Raw genomic sequence first — 16812 nt, 5'->3', positions numbered from 1 at the left:
TGATGTTTTTGTCAACCTGAGGTGAGGCTTTGTGGCTCAAGCCTGAGTGTGCGGGCAGGTTATGGGTCATGGTTCCGAGCGGCAACCTTAAATGGCTGTCGGAAAATTCCGGGTGGGGCGGGTGAACAGTCTTTCGGATTGCTCCCACTCCGAGCCGGACTCCTGTCCAATGGTGGCCTTTCATCTAACTGTCACATTGCAGACATAGAGTGTTCACACGGCCTACCGATACTTGGCCCCGATCCAACTATCCCTATCTGCTAGGAGCAAGGCATGAAACTGAAACGTTTGATGGCGGCAATGACTTTTGTCGCTGCTGGCGTTGCGACCGCCAACGCGGTGGCCGCTGGTGTTGATCCGGCAATCCCGGCGTACGTTAAGACCACTGGTGTGTCGGGCAACTTGTCCAGCGTCGGTTCCGATACCCTGGCTAACCTGATGACCCTGTGGGCCGAGGGTTACAAAAAGGAATACCCGAACGTCAACATCCAGATTCAAGCTGCCGGCTCCGCTACTGCGCCACCTGCGCTGACTGAAGGCACCTCCAACCTGGGCCCGATGAGCCGCAAGATGAAGGACACCGAACTGGCTGCCTTCGAGCAGAAGTACGGCTACAAGCCAACCGCTATCCCGGTGGCCGTGGATGCCCTGGCCGTGTTCGTGCACAAGGACAACCCGATCCAGCACCTGACCATGGAGCAAGTGGACGCGATCTTCTCCTCGACGCGTCTGTGCGGCGGCAAAGCCGACGTGAAAACCTGGGGCGAGCTGGGCGTGACCGGCGACCTGGCCAACAAGCCAGTGCAGCTGTTCGGTCGTAACTCGGTGTCCGGCACCTACGGCTACTTCAAGGAAGAAGCCCTGTGCAAAGGCGATTACAAGCCTAACGTGAACGAACAACCAGGTTCGGCTTCGGTCGTGCAGTCGATCAGCTCCTCGCTGAACGGCATCGGTTACTCGGGCATCGGTTACAAGACCGCCAGCGTGAAAACCGTGCCTCTGGCCAAGAAAGGCAGCACTGACTACATCGAAGACACCGAAGAAAACGCCCTGAACGGCAAGTACCCGCTGTCGCGTTTCCTCTACGTGTATGTCAACAAAGCCCCGAACAAGCCTCTGGCTCCGCTGGAAGCTGAGTTCGTGAAACTGGTTCTGTCCAAACAGGGCCAGGAAGTTGTAGTGAAAGATGGCTACATCCCACTGCCAGCCAAAGTGGCCGCCAAGGCGCTGGCTGACCTGGGTCTGAAAGAAGGCAACTGATTGCCTTCGCGGGGCCGGCATACCGGCCCCGCATCCGAATTTTCTAGTCCGCTGCCAGCTATGCTTCGCGGCGGATTTGTTGCGTCACTGCACTGTCATCTTTCTGTCATACAGGATCGCTAGGGTGTGCGCATGAATGATCTGGCCAATTCCACCATGACGACGACTTCTCCTCCCAAGCGCATTGATTTCAATACGCCTGAGCTGCAACGCAAGCGCCGCATTCGCGCGCTCAAAGATCGCCTGACCCGTTGGTACGTGCTGGTGGGCGGCCTCGCCGTCCTCGGTGCTATCACCCTGATCTTCTTCTTCCTCGCCTACGTCGTCGCGCCGTTGTTCCAGGGTGCCTCGTTGACCAAGGAAGAGGCGCTCACCCCGGCCTGGATCCAGGACGCCGGCAAGCCGCTGATGATCTCCCTCGAAGAGCAGAACCAGGTCGGCATGCGGGTTTCCGACAAGGGCCAGGCGCTGTTCTTTAATGTAGAGACTGGCGCCGAGCTCAAACGCGTCGACCTGGCGCTTCCCGTGGGGACCAGCGTCGCGTCCATCGGTGAAGACCAGCCAGGCAGCCCGCTGGTGATCCTTGGTTTGTCCAATGGCCAATCGTTGGTGTTCCGCCACACCTACAAAGTGTCCTACCCGGACGGCAAGAAAACCATCACGCCAGCGATTGAATACCCTTACGGTGAAACGCCGATCGTGCTGGATGACGCCGGTCGCCCGTTGGAACATGTAGCCCTCAACGCCACTGACACCTCCCTGGTGGTGGCAGGTTCGGCCGGTTCGCACCTGAGCGTGCTGACCCTGAGCCGCGAAGAGAACATGATGACTGGCGAAGTCACCAGCGAGCAGAAGCGTGTCGAGCTGCCGCAAATGACCGAGCCGGTGAAGGCGATCTTCATCGACCCGCGCCAGCAGTGGCTGTATGTGATCAACGGCCGTGCCCTGGCCGATGTGTTCAGCCTGCGCGACAAGAGCCTCAACGGCCGCTACAAACTGTTGGAAGATGGCAACGCCGAAATCACCGCCAGCACTCAACTGGTCGGCGGTATCTCGCTGATCATCGGTAACTCCAAAGGCGGCCTGGCCCAGTGGTTCATGGCCCGCGATCCGGATGGCGAGCAGCGCTTCAAGCAGATCCGTACCTTCCAGATGGGCACGGCGCCCATCGTTGAAATCACCGCCGAAGAACGCCGCAAGGGCTTCACCGCCCTCGACGCTTCCGGCCAGTTCGGTGTGTTCCACAGCACCGCCCATCGCACTTTGCTGGTCGACCCGGTGGTCGACGGCCAGGGCGTGTTCGGCCTGTCGCCACGGGCCAACCGCGTAATCGTGGAAGCCGGCGGCAAGCTGCAACCGTTGCTGCTCGACAACCCGCACCCGGAAGTGTCCTGGAGCGCGTTGTGGAGCAAGGTCTGGTACGAAAACTACGACGAGCCTAAATACGTCTGGCAATCGACCGCTGCCAACACCGACTTCGAACCCAAGATGAGCCTGGCCCCGCTGACCTTCGGTACCTTGAAGGCCGCGTTCTACGCCATGCTGCTGGCCGCACCGCTGGCCGTCGCCGCTGCGATCTACACCGCCTATTTCATGGCCCCGAGCCTGCGCCGCAAGGTCAAGCCGGTGATCGAGTTGATGGAGGCGATGCCGACCGTGATCCTCGGCTTCTTCGCCGGCCTGTTCCTGGCGCCATACGTGGAAGGGCATCTACCGGGGATTTTCAGCCTGCTGATGCTGCTGCCGATTGGCATCCTGGTGGCGGGCTTTGTGTTCAGCCGCTTGCCGGAGTCGATTCGCCTGCGCGTTCCCGATGGCTGGGAAAGCGCGATCCTGATCCCGGTGATCCTGTTTGTGGGCTGGCTCTCGCTGTACATGAGCCCGTACCTGGAAACCTGGTTCTTCGGCGGCGACATGCGCATGTGGATCTCCCACGACCTGGGAATCACCTACGACCAGCGCAACGCGCTGGTGGTCGGCCTGGCCATGGGGTTCGCGGTGATCCCGAACATCTACTCCATCGCCGAAGACGCCGTGTTCAGCGTGCCGCGCGGCCTGACCCTGGGCTCGCTGGCCCTGGGTGCCACGCCGTGGCAGACCATGACGCGGGTGGTGATCCTGACCGCCAGCCCGGGCATCTTCTCCGCCCTGATGATCGGCATGGGCCGTGCAGTCGGCGAGACCATGATCGTGCTGATGGCCACCGGCAACACGCCGGTGATGGAGATGAACCTGTTCGAAGGCCTGCGAACGCTCGCGGCCAACGTCGCGGTGGAAATGCCGGAGTCGGAAGTGGGCGGCAGTCACTACCGCGTGCTGTTCCTCTCGGCGCTGGTGCTGCTGCTGTTCACCTTCATCATGAACACCCTCGCGGAGCTGATCCGTCAGCGTCTGCGCAAGAAATACTCGTCGCTTTAAGAAAGGTAGAAGTCTGTGAAACAGAACTCCCTGAATGGATGGTTCAAGAGCGGCGCCCCCGGCGTCTGGATCAGCGGTGGCGCGGTGTCCATCGCGGTCATCATGACCATTGGTTTGCTGGCCGTGATTGCCGTGCGTGGTTTGGGCCACTTCTGGCCGGCTGACCTGATCCAGGCCAACTACAGCGTGCCGGGCCAGGAAAACCATATCGTCATCGGCGAAGTGGTGCAGAAAGAAGAAGTGCCCCGCGAGCGCCTGAAAAGTGCTGGCCTGCCGGTGCCCGATGAAGGCCCGGAATTCATGACCCGCGAGCTGATCAAGGTCGGCAACCGGGACTTGAATGGCAACGACTTCACCTGGATCGTCGGCGAATGGCTGAAGGACCAGACAACGCCGAAAAACCTGATGGCGATCGAGCGGCGTGAGTGGGGCAACTTCTACGGCACCCTGGTCAACGTCAAGCAGGATGGCAAGGTCATCGCTGAAGGCGAGGCCGCGTGGCCGGAACTGCAAGCCCGCGTCGACCGCGTCAACAAGCTGGCCGCCCAGCTCAAGAGCCTGGAAAAAACCGATATCGGCGCGATCAACGCCGGCCTCGAACGCATCCGCCTGCACGGTCGTAAACTGGAGCTGGAAGGCAAGCTCGATGCCACCGCCCAGGCTGATATGGATGCTGACCGCGCCGAGCTGAATGCCCGTTACCAGGACATCGAAGCGCGTCTGGCCGACCTGCACGCCCAGTTCAACCGCGATGCGCTGACTGCTCGCGATGGCAATGGCAAGGAAATCGAAATCGGCATCGGCAAAGTGGTACACGCCTACCAGCCGAACGCCATGGGCACGCTGACCAAGATCGGTTTCTACTTCAGCAAGGTCTGGGAATTTTTGAGCGATGACCCACGGGAAGCCAACACCGAAGGCGGGATTTTCCCGGCCATCTTCGGCACCGTGATGATGACCCTGATCATGGCGATGATCGTGACCCCGTTCGGCGTACTGGCGGCGGTGTACCTGCGTGAATACGCCAAGCAGAACACCCTGACCCGCATCATCCGCATCGCTGTGAACAACCTGGCCGGTGTACCGGCCATCGTCTACGGCGTGTTCGGCCTGGGCTTCTTCGTGTATGTACTGGGTGGCTCGGTTGACCGCCTGTTCTTCGCCGAAGCCCTGCCGGCACCGACCTTCGGTACGCCTGGCCTGCTGTGGGCCTCGCTGACCCTGGCGCTGCTGGCGGTGCCGGTGGTGATCGTCGCCACCGAAGAAGGCCTGGCGCGGATTCCCCGCACCGTGCGTGAAGGTTCCCTGGCGCTGGGCGCGACCAAGGCGGAAACGCTGTGGAAGATCGTGCTGCCGATGGCCAGCCCGGCCATGATGACCGGCATGATCCTCGCCGTGGCCCGTGCCGCCGGCGAAGTGGCGCCGCTGATGCTGGTAGGCGTGGTGAAACTGGCCCCGTCGCTGCCGCTGGACGGCAACTACCCGTACCTGCACCTGGACCAGAAGATCATGCACTTGGGCTTTCACATTTATGACGTCGGCTTCCAGAGCCCCAACGTCGAAGCCGCACGGCCACTGGTGTACGCCACCGCCTTGCTGCTGGTACTGGTGATCGCCACGCTCAACCTGTCGGCGGTGTGGATACGTAACCACCTGCGCGAGAAATACAAAGCGTTGGACAGCTGACACGATCCAATGTGGGAGGGGGCTTGCCCCCTCCCACACTGGACCGCGCCATACACAGAATTTGAGTAAACCGCTCCGGCGGTTCAACGAACTGAATTGGTAGCACAGGGAGCATCCCATGCAACACGACACCCATTCCCACGGCATCAACATGTCTGCCCTGGGTCGCGACAAGCAGAGCCTGAGCCTGGCCCAGGAAACCGTGGCCATCGAAGTGCCAGGCCTGAGCCTGTACTACGGTGACAAGCAGGCGCTGTTCGACGTCAGCATGAACATCCCCAAGCAGCGCGTGACTGCCTTCATCGGCCCGTCGGGCTGCGGCAAGTCCACGCTGTTGCGCACCTTCAACCGCATGAACGACCTGGTCGACGGTTGCCGTGTGGACGGTGCGATCAACCTCTACGGCACCAACATCTACCGCAAGGGCGAAGACGTGGCCGAGTTGCGTCGCCGCGTGGGCATGGTGTTCCAGAAGCCCAACCCGTTCCCCAAGACCATCTACGAAAATGTGGTCTACGGCCTGCGTATCCAGGGCATCAACAAGAAGCGCATCCTCGACGAAGCCGTGGAGTGGGCCTTGAAAGGCGCGGCGCTGTGGGATGAGGTCAAGGACCGCCTGCACGAGTCGGCACTGGGCTTGTCCGGCGGCCAGCAGCAACGTCTGGTGATCGCCCGTACCATCGCCGTGGAGCCGGAAGTGCTGCTGCTCGACGAACCCTGCTCGGCACTCGACCCCATCTCGACCCTGAAAGTGGAAGAGCTGATCTACGAGCTCAAGTCCAAGTTCACCATCGTCATCGTGACCCACAACATGCAACAGGCGGCGCGAGTTTCCGACTACACCGCGTTCATGTACATGGGCAAGCTGGTGGAATTCGGCGATACCGATACCCTGTTCACCAATCCGGCGAAAAAGCAGACCGAAGACTACATCACCGGTCGCTACGGCTAGGAAGCTGTGGTTCTGATTGCATTGACGCTGCGGTTCTCCGCACCTTACCGGACGCTCCAAGGACGCCAACATGATTAGCAAAGAAGGCCTTACCCATCACATCTCCGCGCAGTTCAACGCCGAGCTTGAGGAAGTGCGCAGCCACCTCCTGGCGATGGGCGGCTTGGTGGAGAAGCAAGTCAACGACGCCGTGACCGCGCTGATCGAGGCCGACTCGGGCCTGGCCCAGCAGGTGCGTGAGATCGACGACCAGATCAATCAGATGGAACGCAATATCGACGAGGAATGCCTGCGCATTCTCGCCCGTCGCCAGCCAGCGGCCTCGGACCTGCGTTTGATCATCAGCATCTCCAAGTCGGTGATCGACCTGGAGCGCATCGGCGACGAAGCCACCAAGATCGCCCGCCGCGCCATCCAGCTGTGCGAAGAAGGCGAAGCGCCACGCGGCTACGTGGAAGTGCGCCACATCGGCGACCAGGTGCGCAACATGGTGCGCGATGCCCTAGATGCGTTTGCGCGCTTCGATGCCGACCTGGCGCTCTCGGTGGCGCAATACGACAAGGTCATCGACCGCGAATACAAGACCGCCCTGCGTGAGCTGGCGACCTACATGATGGAAGACCCGCGCTCTATCTCGAGGGTCTTGAGCATTATCTGGGTGCTGCGTTCCCTGGAGCGGATCGGCGATCATGCGCGCAATATCTCGGAACTGGTGATCTACCTGGTGCGCGGTACCGACGTACGGCACATGGGCCTCAAGCGTATGAAGGCCGAAGTTGAAGGTTCTGCCGATCAAATCCCTAATGTTCCGGGCGAACCTGACGATAAGTAAGGTTGCCCGAGAAATTAACGCCCGGCCTTTGGCCGGGCGTTTTCGTTTCTGGCATCTGAATTTTTTGCGCAGCGGAAGAAATAAAGTCCAGCTGTGACTACCGAGTTTTGGCAAAATGCCATTAGTCAGGCGTTCTGCGTGCCGAAGTTTTTATAGGATGAAGGGTCAATGAGTAAAGTCAGTGTATTGGTGGTGGATGACGCCTCGTTTATCCGCGATCTGGTGAAGAAGTGCCTGCGCAATTACTTCCCCGGGATCAAGCTTGAAGATGCGGTGAACGGCAAAAAGGCCCAGGCCATCCTGATGCGCGAAACCTTCGACCTGGTGCTGTGCGACTGGGAAATGCCGGAGATGTCCGGCCTGGAGCTATTGACCTGGTGCCGCGAGCAACCGCACCTCAAGGCCATGCCGTTCGTGATGGTGACCAGCCGTGGCGACAAAGAGAACGTGGTGCAGGCGATTCAGGCCGGCGTTTCCGGGTACGTCAGCAAGCCGTTCACCAACGAACAGCTGCTGAACAAGGTCAAGCAGGCCTTGCACAAGGTCGGCCGCCTCGACGCCCTGGTCGCCAGCGCGCCGACCAAAATGAACTCGGCCTTCGGCAACGACTCCCTGAGCGCCCTGACGGGCGGCAAGCCTGAAGCGTTGCGTTCGGCCCCCGTTGCCGCTGCAGCGCCGGCGCCCAGCAAAGGCCTGCTCAGCAGCCCAGCGGTGCAAGCCCCTTCCGCCGCACCGGCCGCCGGTCGTGGCCAGGGCCAGCTGCGTCTGTCCAGCGGCACCCAGCAATGCGTCATCAAAGCGTTGAGCATCAAGGAAGCGCTGCTGGTGGTGCGTCGCACGGAAGTCCTGCCGCAGGTACTGGAAAGTGCCGTACTCGACCTGGAACAAGGTGACAACGCCGAAGTGGCCCGCCTCAACGGCTACCTGCACGCCATCGTCGCCTTCGAGCCCAAGCCCGACAGCGACTGGCTGCAACTGACCTTCCGGTTTATCGACCAGGATGCGCAGAAGCTCGACTACATCTCTCGCCTGATTGCACGGGGCACGGCGCAGAAGCATTTCGTGCCGGGTGCGTAAGCGCCTGAATATCGGAAATCGACCGGCTGTCTGATTCCCCATTTCTGGTTTGATTTATATCCGTTTCGATATAGTCTCTCGATAACGCTTCAGCGTTATCGAGCCTTTGCTATGCCTTGAAACAAACGTCCACCGCTTATGCCCGAATCGTCGATTAGGGGCTCGCGCCAGATTGCAGGAGTTAGGTTAAGCCATGACAACTCAAAACATTCACGGTGAACGTTTCAGCTCCGTTTGGGACGCGTTGGAAGATATCCCTCAGCAAGCCGCCAATATGCGGCTACGTTCAAAACTGTTGTTGGAACTGTGCAAAACCATCCGCGGCTGGGAGCTTTCTCAAAAAGAAGCCGCCCAAAGACTGGGTATCAGTCAGCCCCGCCTCAACGACGTACTCACCGGCAAGATCGACAAACTTTCGCTGGATGCTTTGGTCAATTTGTCGGCAGCCGCGCAGATGAACGTGGATATTTGTTTTAATGGGCTGCCAGCATAGAGCTGTCATCCACACTTGCTAACCTGCCGCTCAGTCATCTCGGAAGGTTCACACCATGCTCCTTCGCCTTTTACTGTGCTGCGGGCTGGCCACGGTCACTACCTCGACCTTGGCCATGACCGTCTACAAATCCACCGACGCCAATGGTGTGGTGTTTTTCAGCGACCGGCACACCCCGGGCGCTCAAGCGTTTGAGCTGCATGAGCGCCGAGTCGAGCGTGTAAGACGACCGGTGCTCGATATGCCCAAACCCCTCTACCGACCGCAAGCCTACCGCTATCTCTTACCCTGGCGCGGCGGCCCGTTCCGCCTGACCCAAGGCCCCAACGGCAGCTTCAGCCACACCGACGCCAAGAGTCGCTACGCCATGGACATCGCCATGCCCGAAGGCACGCCGATCATCGCCGCGCGCAGTGGCGTGGTGGTGAAGACCGAGAACGGGCAGGCCGGGCGCGGCAATGATGCGTCGGGGAATTTTGTGCGGGTGCAGCATGATGACGGCACACAGGGCGTGTACCTGCACCTCAAGCAAGGGTCGGTCAGTGTGAGGGCGGGGCAGCGTGTGGCGGTGGGGAGCCCGCTGGCGTTGTCGGGCAATACCGGCAACAGCAGCGGGCCGCACCTGCACTTTGTGGTACAGCGCGCCACCGAGGCAGGGCTGGTGTCGATCCCGTATGAGTTCAACCAGCCGGTGGGCGCCTTGCCCAACTTTGCGTTGGGCAATTGAGGCTCAGTCGAGCATCAACACCTTGGCCAGTACGATCTTCGGCCCTTTCATCTTCTTGATGATAATCCGCAGGCCTTCAACCTCCAGCACTTCTTCCTCTTCCGGCACCCGTTTCAGGGTTTCGTAGATCAGGCCGGCCAGGGTTTCGGCTTCGATATGGTCCAGGTCGACGCCCAGCAGGCGTTCCACCTTGAACAGCGGGGTGTCGCCGCGTACCAGCAGCTTGCCCGGCTGGTAGGCCAGGATGCCGCGCTCGGCCTTGCGGTGTTCGTCCTGGATATCGCCAACCAGCACTTCCAGCACGTCTTCCATGGTCAGGTAGCCGATGATGTTGCCGTCGGCCTCTTCGACCACGGCGAAGTGCGAGCCGCCCTTGCGGAACTGTTCCAGCAACTGCGACAGCGGCATGTGGCGCGACACGCGCTCCAGTGGGCGCGTCAGCTCGGCCAGGTTGAACGACTCGGGGATATGGTCGAGTTCGGCCAGTTCCAGCAGCAGGTCCTTGATGTGCAGCAGGCCGACGAACTCCTGGCGGACGCTGTCGTACACCGGGTAGCGGCTGAACTTGTGGCGGCGAAACAGCGCGAGGATTTCCTTGAGCGGTGCGTTGAACTCAAGGGTCACCAGGTCTTCGCGGGAGTTGGCCCAGTCGACGACTTCCAGTTCGCCCATTTCCACAGCTGAGGCCAGTACGCGCATGCCTTGGTCGCTCGGGTCCTGGCCACGGCTGGAGTGCAGGATCAACTTGAGTTCTTCGCGGCTGTAATGATGCTCATGGTGCGGGCCCGGCTCGCCTTGGCCGGCGATGCGCAGGATCGCGTTGGCGCTGGCGTTGAGCAGGTAGATTGCCGGGTACATGGCCCAGTAGAACAGGTACAGCGGCACAGCCGTCCACAGCGACAGCAACTCGGGTTTGCGAATCGCCCAGGATTTGGGCGCCAACTCACCGACCACGATGTGCAGGTAGGAAATCACGAAGAACGCCGCAAAGAACGACACCCCCTTGATCACTTCCGGCGATTCGACGCCCACGGCGGCCAACAGCGGTTCGAGGATGTGCGCAAACGCCGGCTCACCGACCCAACCCAGGCCCAGGGAGGCGAGGGTGATACCCAGCTGGCAGGCCGACAGGTAAGCGTCGAGCTGGCTGTGCACGGTGCGCAGGATCTGCCCGCGCCAGCCGTTGGTATGGGCGATGGCCTCGACCCGGGTGGAGCGCAGTTTGACCATGGCAAATTCTGCGGCAACGAAAAAACCGTTGAGCAGTACCAGGATCAGAGCAAAAAGAATCATGCCGAAGTCGGCGAAGAGTGTGGCGAGGGTGATACCAGGGGAAGGGTCCATGATTGGGTTTTGCAGGTTCCGTGTGTTCAAGAAGGGGTGACAGGCAGGCCTGAAAGGCAGGCGCAAGTCGGCCAATGTAGCGGCTGACGGGGCGCTTGCCTAGTGGTTGCTGCCGGGTGGGACGTGGAATCCTTTCTTCAAAACGATGCAAATGCAAATGTGGGAGGGGGCTTGCCCCCGATGGCGGTGTATCAGAAACACAGGTGCTGGCTGACCCATTGCTATCGGGGGCAAGCCCCCTCCCACATTAGCCCGGCGTTGTATTTGTGTTATTCGTCTTTGCCGATTGCGCGCGAACGCGTCACCTGCGCCGGCGGAAAATGGCAGGTAAAGGTGCTGCCATGCCCCAGCACGCTGCTGATTTCCAGGCGCGCACGGTGGCGCAGCAGCACATGCTTGACGATCGCCAGGCCCAGCCCGGTGCCGCCGGTATTGGAGTTGCGGCTGGAGTCGACGCGGTAGAAGCGCTCGGTCAGGCGCGGCAGGTGCTTGGCGTCGATGCCGATGCCGGAGTCCTGCACGCTCAGGTGGGCGCCTTGCTCGTCGGCCCACCAGCGGATGCGGATGGTGCCCTTGTCCTGGGTGTACTTCACGGCGTTGAACACCAGGTTGGAGAACGCGCTGCGCAATTCGCCCTCGCTGCCCTTGAGCAACACCTGCGGGTCGGCTTCCAGGCTGATCTGCTGCCCGCGTTCGCCTGAAAGGGCCTGGGCGTCATTCTTGATGGTCTGCAACAGGCTTTGCACCCCCACCGGATGGTTGTCCGAGGGGTAATCGGTGGCCTCAAGCTTGGCCAGCAACAGCAGGTCGTTGAGCAGCGTCTGCATGCGCGAACCTTGTTGCTGCATCTGCTGCAGGGCACGGCTCCAGCGCGGGTTGATCTCGTCGACGTTGTCGAGCAGCGTCTCCAGGTAGCCGCAGATCACCGTCAGCGGCGTGCGCAACTCGTGGGAGACGTTGGCGACGAAGTCTTTGCGCATCTGCTCCAACTGGTGGATGCGCGTCACGTCGCGTACCAGCATCAGGTGCTCGTTGTTGCCGTAGCGCGTCAGGTAAAGCTGGATACGCACCCGGTCGTTGGTCGGCGAGGGGATTTCCAAGGCTTCTTCGTAATTGTCCTGCTCAAAGTATTCCTTGAAGCGCGGGTGGCGCACCAGGTTGGTCACCGGCTGGCCGCTGTCCTGGGGCGTCTTGAGGCCCAGCAGGGTCTCGGCGGCGCGGTTCCACCATTCCAGGTTGCCGTCGCTGTCGAGCATGATCACCGCGTCCTTGAGCGCGGCGGTAGACTCCTGCACCCGATCGATCACCGCTTGCAGGCGCCCGCGCACCCGTTGGTCGCGGCGTTGCAGATGGTAGATGCTGTCGAACACCTCGCCCCACAGGCCGTAGCCGTCGGGTGGTGCTTCGTCGGGCTTATGCTGGCGCAGCCATTCATGCAGGCGCAGCAGTTGCTTGAGGGTCCAGCCCAGGTACAGGCCGATGCCGATGGCCAGGCTCCAGCCGTAGTAGCCGCTGATCAGCCCGACCAACAAGCAGCCGGTGATCAACAGGAGCATGTGGCGGATCAGGGTGCCATGCCAGTTCTGGTTCACTTAAACATGCGTCCTTGTCAGCTGTTAAGGAAGGAGAAGGGTTGGCTCAGCCTTTGGTGGAGAACCGGTAGCCGGTGCCGCGCACGGTTTGTACCAGATTCTCGTAGGCATCGCCCAAGGCTTTGCGCAAGCGGCGGATATGCACGTCGACGGTGCGCTCCTCCACATACACGTTGCCGCCCCACACCTGGTCCAGCAACTGGCCACGGGTGTAGGCGCGTTCCTGGTGGGTCATGAAAAATTGCAGCAGGCGGTATTCGGTAGGGCCCATCTCGGCCGGCGTGCCGTCGATGGTGACGCGGTGGCTGATCGGGTCGAGGATCAGGCCGCCGACTTCAATCGGCGCTTCGCCGTCGGTCGGGCCGGCGCGGCGTAATACGGCCTTCAGACGCGCTACCAACTCCCGTGGGGAGAAGGGTTTGGTGATGTAGTCATCCGCGCCGACTTCCAGGCCCTGGATCTTGTTGTCCTCTTCGCCCTTGGCGGTGAGCATGATGATCGGGATGTCCCCGGTCAGCTCATCACGCTTGAGGCGACGGGCCAGTTCGATGCCGGAGGTGCCGGGCAGCATCCAGTCCAGCAGGATCAGGTCCGGCTTGCGGTCGACGATAATGGCATGGGCCTGCTGGGAGTTCTCCGCCTCCAGGCAGTCGTAGCCGGCCATTTCCAACGCAACGGCGATCATCTCGCGGATGGGCGCTTCGTCGTCAACAATCAGAATGCTCCTGCCAACCATGCTCAAAAATCCTCTTGTCATTTAACTGTCTTGCGCCGCATTAGATAACGGAATTATTGCAGTCGTGTGACAGTAATTTAGTCGCTCGGGCAAATCACGGCACTCTGGACTACCCTTTGGGTCCGAATCCTGACAACCACAAAAGGAAGGTTCCGATGACTTACCGTACTGTTTCCTGGAAAGCCCTGCTGGTAACGGCCGCGTTGACGCTGCCAGGCCTGGCGTTTGCGGGGGAGCCTGCGATGACCCAAGGCGGCATGTTGGTGGATCACAAGGGCATGACGCTCTACACCTTCGATAAGGATGCCGAGGGCAAGTCGGTGTGCAAGGACCAGTGCGCGACCAACTGGCCGCCGCTGAAAGCTGAATCCACAGACACAAAGACGGGCGATTGGACGGTTATTACCCGTGATGACCAGACCAGCCAGTGGGCCTACAAAGGCAAGCCGGTGTACACCTACAAGGACGACATGAAGGCCGGTGACAAGACCGGAGATGGCAAGGGCGGTGCGTGGCACATCATCAAGCCATAAGCCTGCGGCGCCGCTGAAAGCATCGGGGGCAAGCCCCCTCCCACAGTGGGAATGCGTACCCCTGTGGGAGGGGGCTTGCCCCGATGGCGCCGGTACAGCCACCACAAAAACCTCAGCGAAACCCGTAGTCCGCCACAATCCCCACAAAAATCGCCAACCCGGCCCAGTGGTTGTGCAAAAACGCCTTGAAGCACTTCATGCGGTCCCGGTCACGGGTGTACCAGAACTCCCAGGCAAAGCAGCCCGCAGCGGCCAGCAACCCCAGATGGAACCAGCCGCCCAGCTCGAACTGCGCCCCTGCCAGCAACAGACACACCAGCGCCAGGCTCTGCAGGGTCAGGATGATCACGCGGTCGGCATCGCCGAACAGGATCGCGGTGGACTTCACGCCGATCTTCAGGTCGTCGTCCCGGTCGGTCATCGCGTAATAGGTGTCATAGCCCACCGTCCACAGCAGGTTGGCGATGTACAACAACCACGCCGTGGCTGGCAGGTGGCCCGTTTCGGCGGTGAACGCCATCGGCATACCCCAGGAGAACGCGGCGCCTAATACCACCTGCGGGTAATAGGTGTAGCGCTTCATGAACGGGTAACTCGCCGCCAGCGCCAATCCGCCAAGGGATAACAGGATGGTGGTGGCGTTGGTCAGCAGCACCAGCAGGAAACTGATGCCCATCAACACTGCAAAAAACACCAGCGCCTCTTTGGAACTGATCCTGCCGCTCACCAACGGGCGTTGCTCGGTGCGTTTCACATGGCCGTCAACCTTGCGGTCGGCCCAGTCATTGATCACGCAGCCACCGGCCCGAGTCAGCACCACGCCCAGTACGAAAATCACGATATTGATAAATGAAGGCGAACCCTTGCCGGCAATCCACAGCGCCCACAGCGTCGGCCACAGCAGCAGGTAGATGCCGATGGGCTTGTCCATGCGGGTCAGTTGGATGAAGTCCCAGGCCCTGGGATTCAGGCGGTTCAGGGATTTGAGCAGACGTTGGTACATCAGCGGTTCTCCGGATGGTCATGCAGCGCGTGCCAGAAGCTCGGCAGGAAGATTTCCGCCACCAGCACGCTCAGCGACCCACGATCAAAACGTGAGCGGCGCGCCCACAGCTCATCGGCCTGATCGGCAGTCGGCAGCCATTGCCGTGGGTAATGGCACACCTCGATGGCTTGGCGCGTGAACGCTTGATCGCAGAACAGCAACTCGCCCAGTGAGCGGCTGCCCAACTCATCCATGTGCAGCCCGTCGCCCTGCAAGGCACTGCGCGCCGCCACGCTGCGGGCAAACACCCACGGTTGGCCGTGCCCGCGCAGATACACCTCGCGCACCCAGCCAACAGTGGCCGGGGCCAGGTCAAGGGCCACGCACTCATCGTCCCGCAACGGCTGCCAGCCTTCGAACAGCGGCGTCACGCTGAAAGCCTCGTCGGACAGCCATGTCAGCCGTCGCGTCAGCGAGCCTTCATCGAACAGCCAATTGAGGGTCAAGGGCGTGGGCAGAGGGCTCAAACGGCTCTGGATCAGCCATTGGCAAGCATCGGGGAGGGCGGTTGAATGCGGCACGGAGAGTCAGTAATTGGCAGCAAAAGAGGCGGCGAGCTTACCATGGCACCCTGGACTTTTGCCGGGCTCAACCGGCACCTTGCGTCGATCGCGCTTGCATCTGCCGGCCCCGATCAGTACAAAACGCCCTGAGCCGCGCGGCAACGCTGGATCCATCGACCGCCGGCCAAGACGCCTGAACCTGAGGAAGCACGTAATGAAGAAGTGGCAATGTATCGTCTGTGGCCTTATCTACAACGAAGCAGACGGCTGGCCTGATGACGGCATCGCGCCCGGCACTCGTTGGGAAGATGTCCCGGCAGACTGGCTGTGCCCGGATTGCGGCGTGGGCAAAATGGATTTCGAAATGATCGAAATCGGCTAATTTTCAGCTTTCAGAAAAGTACTACAAGGAGAAAGGAATGAACGCACCTGTCGTGATCATCGGCACAGGATTGGCCGGTTACAACGTAGCCAGGGAGTTTCGCAAACTCGACAGCGAAACCCCCTTGTTGCTGATCACCGCAGATGACGGGCGCTCCTACTCCAAGCCCATGCTCTCCACCGGCTTTGGCAAAAACAAGGAAGCCGATGGCCTGAGCATGGCCGAACCGGGCACCATGGCCGAGCAACTCAAGGCCCAAGTGCGTACCCACACCCGCGTCAGCGGCATCGATCCGGGCCACAAGCGCCTGTGGATCGGCGAGGAAGCCGTGGCTTACCGCGACCTGATCCTGGCCTGGGGTGCAGAAACCGTGCGCGTGCCGGTTGAAGGCGACGCTGCAGAACTGATTTTCCCGATCAACGACCTTGAAGACTACGCGCGCTTTCGCACTGCCGCGGCCGGCAAACGCCGCGTGCTACTGCTGGGCGCCGGCCTGATCGGCTGTGAATTCGCCAACGACCTGATCCTCGGCGGCTATGAAATCGACTTGGTCGCCCCGTGCGAACAAGTAATGCCAACCCTGCTGCATCCGGCGGCCGCTGCCGCTGTACAGGCTGGCCTGGAAGGCCTGGGTGCGCGGTTCCACCTGGGCCCGGTGCTCAACCGCCTGCAGCGCACGGCGGATGGGCTTGAAGCGCATCTGTCGGACGGTGACGTGATCCCCTGTGACCTGGTGGTCTCGGCCGTCGGCCTGCGTCCGCGTGTGGACCTGGCGGCCGCTGCCGGCCTGCAAATCAACCGTGGGATCATGGTGGACCGCCACCTCAAGACCTCCCACGCCAATATCTACGCCCTGGGCGACTGCGCCGAGGTCGACGGCCTGAACCTGCTGTACGTCATGCCCCTGATGACCTGCGCCCGCGCCCTGGCCCAGACGCTGGCAGGCAACGCGACAGCCGTCAGTTACGGCCCGATGCCCGTCACCGTGAAAACCCCGGTCTGCCCGCTGGTGGTTTCGCCGCCACCACGGGGCACCGAAGGTGTATGGAGCGTCGAGGGCCAGGGCGCCGACATCAAGGCCCTGTGCCGCGACGCCAGCGGTCGTCTGCTGGGTTACGCACTGACGGGCACAGCCGTGATGGAAAAACTGGCCCTCAACAAAGAACTTCCGCCGCTACTGGCGTAAATGCTGGTCGTTCTGTCGGAATAAGCACGTTTTTCACCCCAGAAAG

16 protein-coding genes are annotated in these 16812 nt (G+C 61.2%); 11 read left to right on the top strand and 5 right to left on the bottom strand.

Going from position 1 to position 16812, the window contains the following annotated elements; all coding sequences use genetic code 11:
• Positions 1-273: 273 nt before the first annotated feature.
• The 8 genes from NDJ82_RS05050 (at position 274) to NDJ82_RS05015 (ending at position 9445) form a co-directional block, all read left to right on the top strand.
• Positions 274-1260: a phosphate ABC transporter substrate-binding protein PstS gene (locus tag NDJ82_RS05050; protein WP_099586060.1), complete on the top strand. Its 987-nt coding sequence runs from the start codon at positions 274-276 to the stop codon at positions 1258-1260.
• Positions 1261-1644: 384 nt separating this feature from the next.
• On the top strand, positions 1645-3678 hold the full coding sequence (locus tag NDJ82_RS05045; RefSeq protein WP_178075390.1) for an ABC transporter permease subunit: 2034 nt from the start codon (positions 1645-1647) through the stop codon (positions 3676-3678).
• Between the two features lie 15 nt (positions 3679-3693).
• Positions 3694-5364 (top strand): phosphate ABC transporter permease PstA, encoded by a 1671-nt coding sequence (gene pstA, locus NDJ82_RS05040; RefSeq protein WP_099586058.1) that lies wholly within the window; start codon positions 3694-3696, stop codon positions 5362-5364.
• A gap of 118 nt (positions 5365-5482) precedes the next feature.
• A complete protein-coding gene (pstB, locus tag NDJ82_RS05035) occupies positions 5483-6316 on the top strand; it encodes a phosphate ABC transporter ATP-binding protein PstB (protein WP_027608247.1) in 834 nt (277 codons plus the stop codon).
• 70 nt (positions 6317-6386) lie between these two features.
• Positions 6387-7148: a phosphate signaling complex protein PhoU gene (gene phoU, locus NDJ82_RS05030; RefSeq protein ID WP_053127580.1), complete on the top strand. Its 762-nt coding sequence runs from the start codon at positions 6387-6389 to the stop codon at positions 7146-7148.
• A 168-nt stretch (positions 7149-7316) separates the two neighbouring features.
• Positions 7317-8225 (top strand): response regulator, encoded by a 909-nt coding sequence (locus tag NDJ82_RS05025; protein WP_099586057.1) that lies wholly within the window; start codon positions 7317-7319, stop codon positions 8223-8225.
• 193 nt (positions 8226-8418) lie between these two features.
• Positions 8419-8718 carry a helix-turn-helix domain-containing protein gene (locus NDJ82_RS05020; RefSeq protein ID WP_191958794.1) on the top strand — a complete coding sequence of 100 codons (300 nt, stop codon included), beginning with the start codon at positions 8419-8421 and terminating at the stop codon, positions 8716-8718.
• Between the two features lie 55 nt (positions 8719-8773).
• Positions 8774-9445 (top strand): peptidoglycan DD-metalloendopeptidase family protein, encoded by a 672-nt coding sequence (locus NDJ82_RS05015; protein WP_250925024.1) that lies wholly within the window; start codon positions 8774-8776, stop codon positions 9443-9445.
• A gap of 3 nt (positions 9446-9448) precedes the next feature.
• Here NDJ82_RS05015 and NDJ82_RS05010 read toward each other — a convergent pair whose 3' ends face one another.
• From NDJ82_RS05010 to phoB, 3 genes are all read right to left on the bottom strand, one after another.
• A complete protein-coding gene (locus NDJ82_RS05010) occupies positions 9449-10789 on the bottom strand; it encodes a hemolysin family protein (RefSeq protein ID WP_099586053.1) in 1341 nt (446 codons plus the stop codon).
• A gap of 269 nt (positions 10790-11058) precedes the next feature.
• Entirely contained in the window at positions 11059-12345 is a 1287-nt protein-coding gene (gene phoR / locus NDJ82_RS05005; protein ID WP_250925094.1) for a phosphate regulon sensor histidine kinase PhoR, read from the bottom strand.
• A gap of 82 nt (positions 12346-12427) precedes the next feature.
• Positions 12428-13117 carry a phosphate regulon transcriptional regulator PhoB gene (phoB, locus tag NDJ82_RS05000; protein WP_003231714.1) on the bottom strand — a complete coding sequence of 230 codons (690 nt, stop codon included), beginning with the start codon at positions 13115-13117 and terminating at the stop codon, positions 12428-12430.
• A 155-nt stretch (positions 13118-13272) separates the two neighbouring features.
• On the opposite strand from phoB, the gene NDJ82_RS04995 reads away from it, so the two are divergent.
• On the top strand, positions 13273-13650 hold the full coding sequence (locus tag NDJ82_RS04995) for a COG4315 family predicted lipoprotein (protein ID WP_158879253.1): 378 nt from the start codon (positions 13273-13275) through the stop codon (positions 13648-13650).
• 112 nt (positions 13651-13762) lie between these two features.
• Here the strand turns inward: NDJ82_RS04995 and ubiA are convergent, their stop codons facing one another.
• A complete protein-coding gene (gene ubiA / locus NDJ82_RS04990; protein WP_191958796.1) occupies positions 13763-14653 on the bottom strand; it encodes a 4-hydroxybenzoate octaprenyltransferase in 891 nt (296 codons plus the stop codon).
• Positions 14653-15216 carry a chorismate--pyruvate lyase family protein gene (locus NDJ82_RS04985; RefSeq protein ID WP_112192779.1) on the bottom strand — a complete coding sequence of 188 codons (564 nt, stop codon included), beginning with the start codon at positions 15214-15216 and terminating at the stop codon, positions 14653-14655. Before NDJ82_RS04985 ends, ubiA begins: the two co-directional genes overlap by 1 nt.
• Positions 15217-15412: 196 nt before the next feature.
• On the opposite strand from NDJ82_RS04985, the gene NDJ82_RS04980 reads away from it, so the two are divergent.
• Positions 15413-15580: a rubredoxin gene (locus tag NDJ82_RS04980; RefSeq protein WP_017528588.1), complete on the top strand. Its 168-nt coding sequence runs from the start codon at positions 15413-15415 to the stop codon at positions 15578-15580.
• Positions 15581-15617: 37 nt separating this feature from the next.
• Positions 15618-16766, top strand: a complete 1149-nt coding sequence (locus NDJ82_RS04975) for an NAD(P)/FAD-dependent oxidoreductase (RefSeq protein WP_250925023.1) — start codon at positions 15618-15620, stop codon at positions 16764-16766.
• Positions 16767-16812: the final 46 nt, after the last annotated feature.

Origin of the sequence: Pseudomonas sp. SR18 (assembly GCF_023701505.1) — a bacterium.
GTDB classification, from domain to species: Bacteria; Pseudomonadota; Gammaproteobacteria; order Pseudomonadales; family Pseudomonadaceae; genus Aquipseudomonas; species Aquipseudomonas cyclaminis.
The sequence above is the reverse complement of the archived record's forward strand: the minus strand, read 5'-3'. Positions and strand labels throughout refer to the sequence as shown.

Excerpts from the sequence above, each read along its gene's own strand:
- phoR (WP_250925094.1), bottom strand. The coding sequence starts at position 12,345 with ATGCTCCTGTTGATCACCGGCTGCTTGTTGGTCGGGCTGATCAGCGGC.
- NDJ82_RS04975 (WP_250925023.1), top strand. The coding sequence starts at position 15,618 with ATGAACGCACCTGTCGTGATCATCGGCACAGGATTGGCCGGTTACAAC.
- phoB (WP_003231714.1), bottom strand. The coding sequence starts at position 13,117 with ATGGTTGGCAGGAGCATTCTGATTGTTGACGACGAAGCGCCCATCCGC.
- NDJ82_RS05025 (WP_099586057.1), top strand. The coding sequence starts at position 7,317 with ATGAGTAAAGTCAGTGTATTGGTGGTGGATGACGCCTCGTTTATCCGC.
- NDJ82_RS05010 (WP_099586053.1), bottom strand. The coding sequence starts at position 10,789 with ATGGACCCTTCCCCTGGTATCACCCTCGCCACACTCTTCGCCGACTTC.
- NDJ82_RS05015 (WP_250925024.1), top strand. The coding sequence starts at position 8,774 with ATGCTCCTTCGCCTTTTACTGTGCTGCGGGCTGGCCACGGTCACTACC.
- NDJ82_RS05050 (WP_099586060.1), top strand. The coding sequence starts at position 274 with ATGAAACTGAAACGTTTGATGGCGGCAATGACTTTTGTCGCTGCTGGC.
- NDJ82_RS04980 (WP_017528588.1), top strand. The coding sequence starts at position 15,413 with ATGAAGAAGTGGCAATGTATCGTCTGTGGCCTTATCTACAACGAAGCA.
- ubiA (WP_191958796.1), bottom strand. The coding sequence starts at position 14,653 with ATGTACCAACGTCTGCTCAAATCCCTGAACCGCCTGAATCCCAGGGCC.
- NDJ82_RS05020 (WP_191958794.1), top strand. The coding sequence starts at position 8,419 with ATGACAACTCAAAACATTCACGGTGAACGTTTCAGCTCCGTTTGGGAC.
- pstB (WP_027608247.1), top strand. The coding sequence starts at position 5,483 with ATGCAACACGACACCCATTCCCACGGCATCAACATGTCTGCCCTGGGT.
- phoU (WP_053127580.1), top strand. The coding sequence starts at position 6,387 with ATGATTAGCAAAGAAGGCCTTACCCATCACATCTCCGCGCAGTTCAAC.
- NDJ82_RS04995 (WP_158879253.1), top strand. The coding sequence starts at position 13,273 with ATGACTTACCGTACTGTTTCCTGGAAAGCCCTGCTGGTAACGGCCGCG.